Genomic DNA, 12,515 nt, shown 5'->3' with positions numbered 1-12,515 from the left:
TATTATGCAGACGCGCGTTCTCGAAAAAGAGATAGCAGCATGTACCCTGTGCAAACGCCTGGTCGATTACTGCCGCACCTTTGAGCTGGCGGAAAATCGCAAAATTGGCGATTGCGATTACTGGGCAAAGCCCGTTCCGGGGTTTGGGGATGTCAACGCACAATTGCTCATTATTGGTCTGGCTCCCGGCGCACACGGAGCCAACCGCACAGGCAGACCATTTACGGGCGATGGCGCTGGGGATGTGCTGTATCGCGCGCTTTTCCGGCACGGTTTTGCCAGCCGGGAAACAGCGGTTGATCTCCACGACGGCATGCGACTGGACAATGTGTATATCACGAATGCCGTCAAATGTGTTCCGCCTCAAAATCGCCCCAGGTCTGAAGAAAAGCGCGCGTGTCTCGACTGGCTGGCACAGGAGATGAGGTTCCTTCGTCGAGTAAAAATCGTTCTGGCGATGGGGAGAGATGCATTTGACAGTTATATAAGGCTGGAGAGGTCAGCAGGGCGTGTGACGAGGCTAAACGCCTATCGTTTCCAGCACGGTGGCGTGTACCGGTTGGGGGATAAAATTCTCGTGGCGACCTACCATTTTAGCCGCTACAATATGAATACGGGCGTGCTGACAGAAGATATGATCGATGCGTTGTTCCAGCGCGTACGTGCATTGCTGTGTGAAGTGTGAAGGAGGATAAAGCACCCGCTTCTCACCTGGGTTCATTCAGCACAGCGATGTAGGGCAGGTTGCGGTAGGCTTGATCGTAGTCGAGACCATAACCCACGACAAATTGGTCCGGAATGGTGAAACCGCAGTGATGGATGGGAACGGGTACGATTCTGCGGTCTGGTTTGTCCAGGAGAGTGCAAATACCGAGGCTGCGTGGGTTTCTGTCCTTTAATAACGTGAGAAGTGCAGAGATCGTGCGCCCGGTATCGACAATGTCTTCTACAACAAGCACATGACGATCATCAATTTTACGGCTGAGGTCTTTTGTGAATGTCACTGTGCCCGAGCTACTTGTACCGACATAACTCGAAATCGCAATGAAATCAATTTCAATGGGACAGCTTATCGTTCGCGAAAGATCAACTAAAAAGTAGAGGGCGCCCGTTAGAATGCCCACGAGAACGACACCGTCCGGGTACTGCGCGGAAATTTCGGCGCCGAGTTCACGAACGCGATTCTGGATCGTTTTCTCGTCAATTAGTATAGAATCGAGATGAAGGACAGAATCCTGCACTGGAAAAATCTCCTTGCGATGGAAGATGGTATAACTTAAAGAATTTATTTTGTAAGTCAAACCCCATTGGGGCTAATTCATAACGATCAAGCGATATTTGAAGGAATCCCTTGATTCAGATTTGTAAAAATGCTATATTTGCGTTGAAGCTTGTGCTTCACAAAAAAACGCCTTGAATCTGCATTAGGGTAGCCCCGCAGGAAGTTTTCCGCTGTTTTAACACCGGGACTTCGACAAACATTTCGGCGCCCGGCGGGTTAGGCGTTTTTTGTTTTCTTTATTTCACATCTATCCTCAATATGCCCAATCAAATTCGCATACTCCCGGATGAGATCGCCAACCGCATCGCTGCTGGAGAAGTGGTTGAGCGGCCAGCATCTGTCGCAAAAGAACTGATTGAGAACTCAGTGGATGCGGGATCGGATCGCATTGTCGTTGAAGTCGCTGCCGGCGGCAAGGAAAGCCTGCGGATCAGTGATAATGGATGCGGGATGTCGCGCGATGACGCGCTTTTGGCACTTGAACGACACGCGACGAGCAAGATTCAAAGTCTGGACGATCTAAAAGGGTTGCTCACACACGGATTCAGGGGCGAGGCATTGCCCAGTATTGCCGCTGTTTCGCGCATGACTCTTGAAACTCGCCTGGTAGATGCGGTTGAAGGAACGCGAATCTCCGTGGTGGGCGGGCGCGTGCAGGATGTATCCGCGATTGGCCGCGGGCAGGGTACCACTGTTACATTGCACGGTCTATTTTTTAATGTGCCTGCCAGGCGAAAATTTCTCAAAAGTGTCGATACGGAATTTCGGCATATCGTGAACGCGGTGACAGCTATGGCCATGGCGTATCCCGAGATCGGGTTTGATCTCAAGCACAATGGTCGCCAGGTGCTACAACTGGGGAGGTCGCGCTTTGATCGGCGGGCAGAGCAGATATTCGGCGTGCGATATGGCACAGATGCCATCGGTGTTGAGAGCAAGGCGAGCGGCATAGAGGTTCGAGGCTTTGTGGGCAAGCCCGAGTCCGCGCGAAAATCCGGTGCCCAACAGGTTTTGATTGTCAATAACCGATGGGTGCAACACAAAGCCATCGCTTTTGCAGTTTACGAAGGATATGGCGGGCTTTTGCCCAAGGGGCTTGCGCCATCGTATTGCCTCTGTCTGAACATTGATCCGGCGCGTGTGGATGTCAATGTCCACCCCTCAAAGCGCGAGGTGCGCTTTGCCGATGAGCGGACAATTTACGGCCTGATTACTCAGGCTGTTCAGCAATCGCTGCGCGGCGCAGACCTGATCCCGGAAATGGACGATGCTATTATGCCCGTGGCAGATACGCCTGTGAGCATCGCAGAATCTCCTGAGATCACCTATCAGCCCGGGCAGCCCAAAGTTGGCGGACAACCCCAGATGGCATTGCCGCTAACGGTGAGAATGTCGTCGGGCAAGGCAAAGCGGGGAACCGGGGTTAATGCCGATGATCTCGATGAAGAAGATTTTGCCCGGGTTTCCGTATGGCAATTGCACAGCAAGTACATTTTGGCGCATATTAAAAATGGTTTGATTGCGATTGACCAGCAGGTTGCCCACCAAAGGATCTTGTACGAACGCGCCATTGATAATATGCATACCCGTCCCGCGACGAGTCAGCGGCTGCTGTTTCCACTTACGCTCGATTTTGGTGTCAAAGAAATTCTCATTGTGCGCGAGGCAATGCCCCTGTTGGAAAAAATGGGGTTTGGCATTCGCGATTTTGGGGGACATACGGTTGTTATCGATGCCATTCCCATGGGGCTGAGAACATGGCAAGATGGGCAGCTTTTGAGAGATATGGTTCGCGATATGGCCGAAGCCGAGCAAGCAACTTCTGTTTCGCCTTCCGTACAAGCGCGGCAGATCGCGCCCGAGGAACATCGGCTCGCATCGGTTTATGCTTGGCACACGTCAATTCGCACAGGTGAGGATTTATCGACAGAAGAAATGCGCGCACTTATAGATCAGTTGTTCGCAACGCGAGAACCTTTCGTCAGCCCTTATGGCAGGCCAACACTCGTTAAGATCGGGCTGGATGAAATCGACAATCGGTTTAAGCGGTAGTCATGGCCTCATTCCCAGATATTCTGGTGATTGCCGGACCGACGGCATCGGGCAAAACGACTGTAGGTATTGAACTCGCGCAGAGGATAGATGGCGAGATTATATCGGCAGATGCGCGGCAGATTTATCGTTTTATGGATATTGGGACTGCAAAGCCCACAACTGAAGAACGGGCTGCTGCGCGCCATCATCTCATCGATTTTGTGAATCCCGATGAAGATTATAGCGCGGGGCAATTTGCCGAAGATGCGTCTGCTGTAATTGGAGATATTTTGCGTCGTGGCAAGGTGCCCATTGTGGTTGGGGGCGCGGGACTTTATATTCGCGCGTTGTTCGATGGCTTTTCACCTGTACCGAAAATTCCGATAGAGATTCGCACGCGATTAAAGGAAGAGGGGAGAGCGTGTCTTCCCGCCCTGTACAAAAGGCTGTGTGAAGCCGATCCAGAATGGGCTGCAAAAATTCACCCAACTGATACACAACGCATTCTGCGCGGCCTGGAAGTCTATGAAGCATCGGGTAAGCCGCTTTCTGAACATCAGAAGGTGCCGCCAACGCCACCGATTTGTCATGCGGCATCTTATTTTGGTTTGTACTGGGAGCGCGAAGTACTCTATGACCGGATCAATGCGCGCGCTTGCCTCATGTTCCAGAATGGCCTGATCGAAGAAGCCGCAAGCCTTCGCGACAGGGGTTATACTCCCGATCTAAACGCGCTCAATGCATTCGGATACCGCGAGATATTTCAATATCTCAATGGTGAGACGACGCTTGATCGCGCGCTTGCCGATTTGCAACAGGGTACGCGGCGCTATGCCAAGCGACAGATGACCTTTTTTCGCAAAGATGAGCGCATACAGTGGATGGATGGCAGTGGTGGTGATGTGGCAACTCCCATCTTGCAAAATCTTGAAACATGTTGACATCACATGGGAACACCTGTAAATTGGCTATTCCTTGAGGAGCGGGAATAACTCAGTTGGTAGAGTGCAAGCTTCCCAAGCTTGATGTCGCGGGTTCGAGTCCCGTTTCCCGCTCCAAAAAATAATGAAAATCACGGGCAATCTCAAAGCGGGTTGTCCGTTCTTTTTGTTTTATGTATTGAATAAAGCCAATCGGTGCAATTTACTGCGTTCGAAGGAGTTTCGATGGATAACGAAATACGCATTCACTATGTCAGCCATTTTCTCAAGCTGAGTTTGTGGTATGCGCGGTTTCTGATGGCGCGGGAGGGGATTGGGTTTGAAAATGCGATTACTTCTCGGGTCAATACGTATCGAAATACGGATTTTTTCGATGGTGATCGCCATCCGGCGCGGGGGCATGAAGACCCGGATTGGAATGCTTGTCTAAAGGGTTTGAAGGCCATTTTTGATCGTTGTGAGGGTGAGGCATGGGAAGAAGAAGGGTTGGCCTATTTGTGGCCCCGCGTGAAAAAGGGTTATGGCAGACCTTCGACAAGGGGACGTCCTTACGAATGCTGGACGTATGACGATGGCGAGGATTATATCGCGATCCACATTGGCAATGTGTATCAGCCCAAATCGCCTCTGAGTGAAATGCGAGATGCATTTATGGGCACATTGCTGCAATTGTTAAAGGATACGCAACAGCGACGCTCCGATGTGAAGACTGTGAGGTGTGGCAGTTGGCTCAATTCTGCGCCACCATTTCAAGATCTCTTTCCCAAAAGCTGGCGCGAGAGCGCGATAGTGAGCCCAAAAGCGGGATATACGATGGGGCATTGGGGGCAATTTATGGACCGCACGGGGCGCTTTCATATAAAAAATGGGGCGCATTTGCGGGCAACAGGAGAGTTTCTCTATCCCTGTTCGACCTGTTATGCACCGATTGATGAGATTGTGGCGCATCTGGAGGCGATGGTGAAGGGCTGAACGAATCAGCGAATCAACGAATCAGCGAATCGAAGCCCGTAACGACTTTGGGTGGCGGGGTGGGATTCGTCTATTCGTCTATTCGTCTTTCCAGAGTCTCAGGAACGAGGAAGAGGAAGATACCCGCTGCGGAAAGGCCGATGCCTGCAATAGCCAGAGCAGCTGGCGATAGGCCGAGGAGGTCGGCGACATAACCGACGCATACGGGTCCAGACATGCGTCCGCCATCGCCGATGAGGCGCCAGAGGCCCAAAAACTCGCTCAAAGCGTCGCGAGGTGCAAGGTCGGCTCCCAGGGTCATCATGGCTCCAGAACTGAGGCCATTGCCAAATCCAAGCAGGCTGGCGGGGAATAAGAGGGCGATAAATTCTCCTGTGATGAGGTCGAGAAAGAAAAAGGACACATTGAGGTGGGGAGCAAAAGTTTCTGTGAGCGGGATAAGTGCCATGCCAATGGCTTGTAGTGCAAAGCTGGGAACATTGGCGAATTTGCGTCCAAAGCGATCCATGATGACCCCAGCGGGATAGAACATCATCATGTCGATAAAGCCCGAGATCGTCATAATGAGACCGATTTGTTCATATCCCAGGTCGAGGACTTCGGCGCCGTAAAGCGGTATGATGATGTAGCGACCACTGCGAATGGTTTGGGCAAAGAGCTGACCTGTGCCTGCAGTGATTAGATTTTTGCTGTGGGCGCGAAAGATATTGGCGAAGTGTCGCGCAAGACCGTGTTGCGGTGGCGATACGCGCTTGCGGGAGGCTTCAACGGCGATTGCCGCGACTACTGCGGATAGGAGTGAAATGCCGCCATAAACGAGGAATGGATATCTTACAGAGGCGACAGAGGCAATATAGCCGCCAATGACAGGTCCCAAAAAGGTGCCGATACGGCTGATACCACCAAATACAGAGAGGGCGCGGCCCCTCTGGTGGACGGCTGTGGCATCGGCTAAATAAGCATACCGCGAGATGTCCCAAAGTGCGCCGCCTATCCCGCCCACAAAGCGCAGCAGGAAGACTACGGATATGGATGGTGCGAAAAAGAGGCCTGCGCCGCACAATGCAACTGTTATTACCCCCAATAGCATCGCGGATTTGCGACCAATGCGGTTGAGTAGCATGGCTGCGGGCAGATCGCCAACGAGGTGACCGATACCTTCGGCAGCGAGCACGAGACCGACGAGGCTGTAGGAAATGTCAAAAGATTTGGCGTAGAGTGGCAATATAGGGACGAGCAGGCCACTGCCCAGTCTGAGTAGAAAAGTGGGGATAAAGACGGGGAGGATAAGGGGGTTGCGGATGATTGCGTTCATTGAGGTAAAAAACAAAAATAAGAGGCGAAAAGCAACCACAACACAATGGATTTTCCAATACGCGAAATATGTTATGCGAGCAGTATTTTTTGGATTGCGGGTAGCTTGCAGGGGTTGACAGGGTTTGGTTTTAACCTGCTTTCTATACCGGCAATGGTCTTGTGGTTTCCCGCCCAGGTGGTTGTGCCCGGGGTTTTGATGTCTTATTTGCCTTTGGGCACCGGGCAATTTATTCAACTGAGGCGGGATGTAGATTGGAAGGTGCTGGGAATGATTGTGGGGAGTGCGATTGTGGGCATGCCTATCGGTGCGATTGTTTTACGCGATACAGATGCAGAGGTGATGAAGCGCGCCATTGGTCTGGCGATGGTGGTATTGGCAATTGTTTTGCAGTTGCGACCGGGTAATCCTTTCCGACATGATACACTGACCTGTGGAGGGGTGGGTATGTTCAGCGGTTTTTTGTCGTCCAGTATCGGTGTATCTGGACCACCTATCGTTCTGTTTGGGTTGAAACAGCGCTGGCCGCAGGCGATGATGCGCGCAACGCTTTTGACCTGTTTTTTGTGTACTTCCACGTTGAGTCTCAGTGTGTTGTGGGCAGTAGGGGTGTTGACGATAGAGAGTTTGCAATTTGTCCTCTGGGGTGCGCCGGGTTTGATTTTGGGATTCTTGACCGCGACCTATCTCCGCGCACGGGTTCACCAGGTGGCGGTGTTTCGCTGGATTTCGATTGGGATGGTGATGGCCGGCGGATTGGCGGCGGCGATTTTTTAAGGAGAATTTATGCGCGATATAGATACAACCATTCGCAACTTGATGTCAGAGCGCATTTTGCTGCTCGATGGCGCGATGGCGACGATGATTCAGGCTTATGATCTGGACGAGCGGGCGTTTCGAGGGGAAGACTTTGGGGATCATCCCGTTGATGTGAAGGGATGTAGCGATCTCTTGTGCCTGACACAGCCGCATTTGATCGCGGATATTCATCGTCGTTTTTTGGAAGCCGGGGCGGATATTATCGAGACGAATACGTTTAATGCCACACCGATTTCAATGGCGGAGTATCAGCTTCAGGACCGGGTTTACGATCTCAATGTGGCAGCTGCTCGGGTTGCGCGAAAAGCAGCCGACGAGATGACAGTGCACAATCCGGATAAGCCGCGATTTGTCGCGGGTGCTCTGGGACCAACGAGTTGTACGCTTTCGCTCTCTCCCAATGTGAATGATCCGGCTTTTCGCACGCATACATTTGAAGATGTGGTCAATGGGTATTACGCGCAGGTAGAGGGTTTGATGGCTGGCGGTGTGGATCTGATCCTGGTGGAGACGGTGTTCGATACCCTCACAGCCAAAGCCGCATTATTTGCCGTGTCGCGTTATTTTCTGGATCAAGGTGTGAAAGTGCCCGTGATGATTTCTGGTACGGTTGCCGATCAAAGCGGACGCACGTTGTCCGGACAGACGATAGAGGCATTCTGGTTGTCGGTGGCGCACGCACAGCCCTTGAGTGTGGGGATTAACTGCGCCCTCGGTGCGCGGGAAATGCGGCCTTATGTGGAGGCTTTATCTCATTTCGCACCGGCATTTATGAGTTGCTATCCCAATGCGGGTTTGCCCAATGAGTTTGGGGAATACGACGATTCTCCGGGCCACATGGCGGGTATTTTAGGCGATTTTGCCGCGCAGGGGTGGCTCAATATCGTGGGCGGATGTTGTGGTACCACGCCCGAATATATTGCAGCGATTGCCGAGGCTGTATCCGATAAGGCACCGAGAAAAATCCCCGAGCGGTCTTCTGTGTCGCGGTTTAGCGGCTTGGAGCCAATGATTATTTATCCCGATTCCAATTTTATTATGATTGGCGAGCGCACCAATGTGACGGGATCGCGGCGGTTTGCGCGGTTGATCAAAACGGGTGATTATGCGGCAGCACTGGCAGTTGCGCGGGAGCAGGTGGCTGGTGGCGCGAATATGATTGATGTCAATATGGACGAGGGGTTGCTCGATTCAAAAGACGCTATGGCGACGTTTTTAAAGCTGATCTCGGGCGAACCCGATATTGCGCGCGTGCCAATTGTGATTGACAGTTCCGATTTTGAAGTGATTGAAGCTGGGTTGAAATGCGTACAGGGCAAGGCGATTGTCAATTCCATTAGTTTGAAAGAGGGCGAGGCGGTTTTTAAGTCACAGGCGGAAACCGTGTTGCGCTACGGTGCTGCGGTTGTGGTAATGGCATTTGATGAGAAGGGGCAGGCGACATCGATTGAAGATAAGGTGCGGATTTGCCAGCGCGCATATCGCATTTTGACCGAAGATGTGGGGATGGATGCATCGGATATTATTTTTGATCCGAATATATTGACCGTTGCAACGGGTATTGAAGAACACAACAATTATGCGGTCAATTTTATCGAGGCTGTGAAGCAGATCAAAGACCTGTGCCCGGGCGCAAAAACGAGTGGTGGCGTGAGCAATATTTCGTTCTCATTCCGGGGCAATGATTACGTGCGCGAGGCAATTCACGCGGCTTTTTTGTATCACGCTATTCAAGCTGGTCTGGATATGGGCATTGTCAATGCCGGACAGTTAATGGTGTATGAAGAAATTCCCGAGAAGTTGCGCGTGCTGATTGAAGATGTGTTATTCAACAGGCGGAAAGATGCAACGGAACGGCTGGTGGATTTTGCCGAGTCTGTGCGATCAGAGGGCAAGAGCCGCCAAAAAGACGATGCCTGGCGGCAGGGATCGGTTGAAGATCGCTTGAAACACGCGCTATTGCACGGGCAGTCAGAGCATTTGGAAGAGGATTTGGAGGAGGCGCTTGACAGGTACAAACCACTGGAGATGATCGAAGGTCCGTTGATGGACGGGATGAATGTGGTGGGCGATTTGTTTGGCGCGGGCAAAATGTTTTTGCCCCAGGTGGTTAAAACAGCGCGCGTGATGAAGCAGGCGGTGGCGTATCTCGAGCCTTTGATGGAAGAGGATAAAGCAGGCGGCGGGGCGCGGGGCAAGGTTCTGATGGCGACGGTGAAGGGGGATGTTCACGATATTGGCAAGAATATTGTGGGCGTGGTTTTGGGATGCAATAATTACGAGGTGATTGACCTGGGTGTGATGGTGCCCGCGGATCGCATTTTGAAAGTTGCGCGAGAAGAACAGGTCGATATCATCGGGCTGAGCGGTTTGATTACGCCATCGCTCAATGAGATGGTCCATGTCGCGCAGGAGATGCAGCGCGAAGAGTTTGACGTGCCTCTTTTAATTGGGGGAGCGACCACGAGCCGCAGGCATACGGCGGTGAAAATTGCCCCGGTTTACGATTATGCAACCGTGCATGTTGTGGATGCATCGCGCGCAACAGGTGTGGTGGGTACGCTGTTGAACGCAGAGCAGCGCGATGAGTATGTGCGGGCAAATCGCGAGTCACAGCAGCGGGCATTGGCTGAGTTTGATATTTCCCGAAGGCCGCTGATTTCGTATTCGGATGCTCTATCGCGTCGCCAGGCGTTTGATTGGGCACAGGTTGATCTTCCCAGGCCCAAGTTTACGGGTGTGCAAGATTTGTGCGATTTTCCGATTTCTCAACTGGCCGATTTTATCGATTGGGGACCGTTTTTCCACGCATGGGAGTTGCGAGGCAGCTATCCGAAGATATTGAATGATCCGAATAAGGGCGCAGAGGCGCGCAAATTATTCGACGATGCGCAGGCGATGCTCAAGGCGATTGTGGATGAGGGATGGATCCAGGCACAGGCGGTGTACGGATTTTTCCCTGCAAATGCCGATGGCGACGATATTGTCGTGTTTGAAGATGAGCGGAGAGATGCCGAGCGGGCGCGGTTGCCGATGTTGCGCCAGCAGCAGGAAAAGCGCACGGGAGGACCGTATTTTTCACTGGCCGATTTTGTCGCACCCGTTGGATACGCAGATTATATCGGGATATTTGCCGTGACGGCCGGATTGGGCGTTGATGCAAAAGCCGCGGCATTTAAGCACGCATTGGACGATTATAATGCCATTTTGCTTCAGGCTATAGCGGATCGCCTGGCTGAAGCATTTGCCGAGTTTTTGCACACAAAGGCGCGGCGAGATTGGGGATATGGTCTGGACGAGGCGTTGAGCAATGAGGATTTGATCCGGGAGAGATATCGCGGTATTCGTCCCGCGCCCGGTTATCCCGCTTGTCCAGATCACACGGAGAAGCAGACTTTGTTTGATTTGCTCGGGGTTGAGCGAGAGACGGATATTCGGTTGACTGAGAATTTTGCGATGTCTCCAGCGGCTTCGGTCAGCGGATGGTATCTCGCACATCCCGATGCGCGCTATTTTGCCGTGGGCAAGATCGATGCGGATCAGGTGGCCGATTACGCACGGCGGAAGGGGATGCAGATGGACGAGATGGAACGCTGGCTGGCTCCGAATTTGGGGTATAAGTAGTATCCGCAGATGAACGCAGATGAACGCAGATGAAAGGCGAGAGGGTAGGAATTTTGTGCATTGCGTTTTAATATTTTTACCCACCTTGTTAATACTCGAAAAGTGGAGTATATTTTGAGTACCAATAAGTATGGCGGATTCACTGCCATAGACGCGAGCAATTCATAGGAAGGATATGAATATGGCAATAGAGGTTTCGGAGCTTTCGGAACGACAAGCCAAAGGCAAATCCTTTGATTTTGATGAAATGGTGTACAGCGCTGAAATGGTACGCTTCAAGCCAGGCTGTGACAGCAATTCAAATGACGCAATAGAGGCTTTTTGTCGGGAAAAAGGTATAGCAAAGTGGTATTCAAAGCTACCTGGGCTTCTTGAAAGTCATTTTCCAAATTTAGAGAGTGGCGCATTCAGTCTCGAAAAAGATGATGAGTCTGACGATGTTTTTGTTGAGGTATTGTTCTCTGTCACGGGTGATCGAAAAGAGATTTATGAATATTATGATAGATTTCTCGATACCTGGGTCGAGGATGTTCCAGCAAAAGCAAGAGCATATTTCCAACTTCTTTTAGATATTGCGGAATAGCCAATGCAGCCAAATGAATTTTTTACTGTAGCACTTGATCTTGCAAAAAATTCTCCTTCAGCGGCTGAAAAACGGACTGCTATTAGCCGTGCCTATTATGCTTCATATCATATAGGGGCTAACATTATTCAGAATTTAGGTGGACGGGTTGGGAGAGGTTCCAACGCACATGGAAATGTATTTGGTTCTCTTTGTGGATGTAGTATCAAGGATGTGGCAAAATTGGGTGAGAAAATCAAAAGCCTACATGGCTGGCGCCGACGGGCCGATTATGTTCTCACCGATACGCTGGTCGAAAAAGACAGTAATGTTCAGCAGGTATTGCTGGATGCAACGGAGATTATTAATAATCTGGAAGAGATATGCCTGCACAGTTCAGATAAAGATCGGATTCAAGAAGATATACTTCAATACTTGCACGAGAATACATAATCGTACAATCACTGGGCATCTTTGATGAGACGAGAATATGAACAAGATTTATGTTGAGTATCGAGACAAAGGCTATTGGATTGCAAATAGTCGGGTCTCGCTGGATACCATTGTTTATGCTTTTCTGGATAGTCAATCTCCTGAGAGCATTGCCCAATCGCTTCCTGTACTGACACTCGAACAGGTCTATGGAGCTATTGCATTCTATCTTGCCCATCAGGCAGAAATTGAGACATATCTTGAGAGAGCGAAAACAGATTTCGAGATACAGCGAAAAGCGTCCCGAGAATCAGATCCTGTGTTTTATCAGAAATTAGCGGATGCACGACGCCGCGTTTCAACAATACACAAAATCAATTGATTATGATAACTACCTGTGCGAGAATAAGTTATGTATTCGAGTGGTTTTCCTGCTATCCTATACTACAGCTTGATACAATCTAACCTCAGCCGAAATCGGTCAAGTCCAAAAAGTTCTGTAAAATTGTAGCCCCGTGATAGGGGTCAGAGTTT

At 51.0% G+C, this 12,515-nt stretch carries 11 protein-coding genes and 1 tRNA gene; 10 read left to right on the top strand and 2 right to left on the bottom strand.

From position 1 onward, the window contains the following. Positions 1-4 precede the first annotated feature (4 nt). Positions 5-685 carry a uracil-DNA glycosylase gene (locus tag OXH16_00370; protein MCY3679817.1) on the top strand — a complete coding sequence of 227 codons (681 nt, stop codon included), beginning with the start codon at positions 5-7 and terminating at the stop codon, positions 683-685. Between the two features lie 22 nt (positions 686-707). Here OXH16_00370 and hpt read toward each other — a convergent pair whose 3' ends face one another. Then, the gene (gene hpt, locus OXH16_00365; protein MCY3679816.1) at positions 708-1,241 is read right to left on the bottom strand and encodes a hypoxanthine phosphoribosyltransferase; all 534 of its coding nucleotides are present in this window, start codon (positions 1,239-1,241) and stop codon (positions 708-710) included. 299 nt (positions 1,242-1,540) lie between these two features. On the opposite strand from hpt, the gene mutL reads away from it, so the two are divergent. From mutL to OXH16_00345, 4 genes are all read left to right on the top strand, one after another. Next, complete coding sequence (mutL, locus tag OXH16_00360) at positions 1,541-3,334, top strand: DNA mismatch repair endonuclease MutL (GenBank protein ID MCY3679815.1); 1,794 nt, start codon at positions 1,541-1,543, stop codon at positions 3,332-3,334. Between the two features lie 2 nt (positions 3,335-3,336). Continuing rightward, positions 3,337-4,257: a tRNA (adenosine(37)-N6)-dimethylallyltransferase MiaA gene (gene miaA / locus OXH16_00355; GenBank protein MCY3679814.1), complete on the top strand. Its 921-nt coding sequence runs from the start codon at positions 3,337-3,339 to the stop codon at positions 4,255-4,257. A 41-nt stretch (positions 4,258-4,298) separates the two neighbouring features. Beyond that, a tRNA-Gly gene (locus tag OXH16_00350) sits at positions 4,299-4,374 on the top strand. A gap of 108 nt (positions 4,375-4,482) precedes the next feature. Next, positions 4,483-5,229, top strand: coding sequence for a hypothetical protein (locus tag OXH16_00345; protein MCY3679813.1), 747 nt, complete (start codon positions 4,483-4,485; stop codon positions 5,227-5,229). A 70-nt stretch (positions 5,230-5,299) separates the two neighbouring features. Here OXH16_00345 and OXH16_00340 read toward each other — a convergent pair whose 3' ends face one another. After that, the gene (locus OXH16_00340; protein ID MCY3679812.1) at positions 5,300-6,583 is read right to left on the bottom strand and encodes an MFS transporter; all 1,284 of its coding nucleotides are present in this window, start codon (positions 6,581-6,583) and stop codon (positions 5,300-5,302) included. Between the two features lie 6 nt (positions 6,584-6,589). Here OXH16_00340 and OXH16_00335 point away from each other — a divergent pair, with 6 nt between their 5' ends. The 5 genes from OXH16_00335 (at position 6,590) to OXH16_00315 (ending at position 12,363) form a co-directional block, all read left to right on the top strand. After that, positions 6,590-7,321, top strand: a complete 732-nt coding sequence (locus OXH16_00335) for a sulfite exporter TauE/SafE family protein (protein MCY3679811.1) — start codon at positions 6,590-6,592, stop codon at positions 7,319-7,321. A 9-nt stretch (positions 7,322-7,330) separates the two neighbouring features. Then, the gene (gene metH / locus OXH16_00330) at positions 7,331-10,987 is read left to right on the top strand and encodes a methionine synthase (protein ID MCY3679810.1); all 3,657 of its coding nucleotides are present in this window, start codon (positions 7,331-7,333) and stop codon (positions 10,985-10,987) included. A 181-nt stretch (positions 10,988-11,168) separates the two neighbouring features. Next, the gene (locus tag OXH16_00325) at positions 11,169-11,570 is read left to right on the top strand and encodes a hypothetical protein (GenBank protein MCY3679809.1); all 402 of its coding nucleotides are present in this window, start codon (positions 11,169-11,171) and stop codon (positions 11,568-11,570) included. Positions 11,571-11,573: 3 nt separating this feature from the next. Beyond that, entirely contained in the window at positions 11,574-12,002 is a 429-nt protein-coding gene (locus tag OXH16_00320; GenBank protein ID MCY3679808.1) for a hypothetical protein, read from the top strand. A gap of 37 nt (positions 12,003-12,039) precedes the next feature. After that, the gene (locus OXH16_00315; GenBank protein ID MCY3679807.1) at positions 12,040-12,363 is read left to right on the top strand and encodes a DUF433 domain-containing protein; all 324 of its coding nucleotides are present in this window, start codon (positions 12,040-12,042) and stop codon (positions 12,361-12,363) included. Positions 12,364-12,515: the final 152 nt, after the last annotated feature.

Source organism: Gemmatimonadota bacterium (assembly GCA_026705765.1).
Taxonomy (GTDB): domain Bacteria; phylum Latescibacterota; class UBA2968; order UBA2968; family UBA2968; genus VXRD01.
The sequence above is the reverse complement of the archived record's forward strand: the minus strand, read 5'-3'. Positions and strand labels throughout refer to the sequence as shown.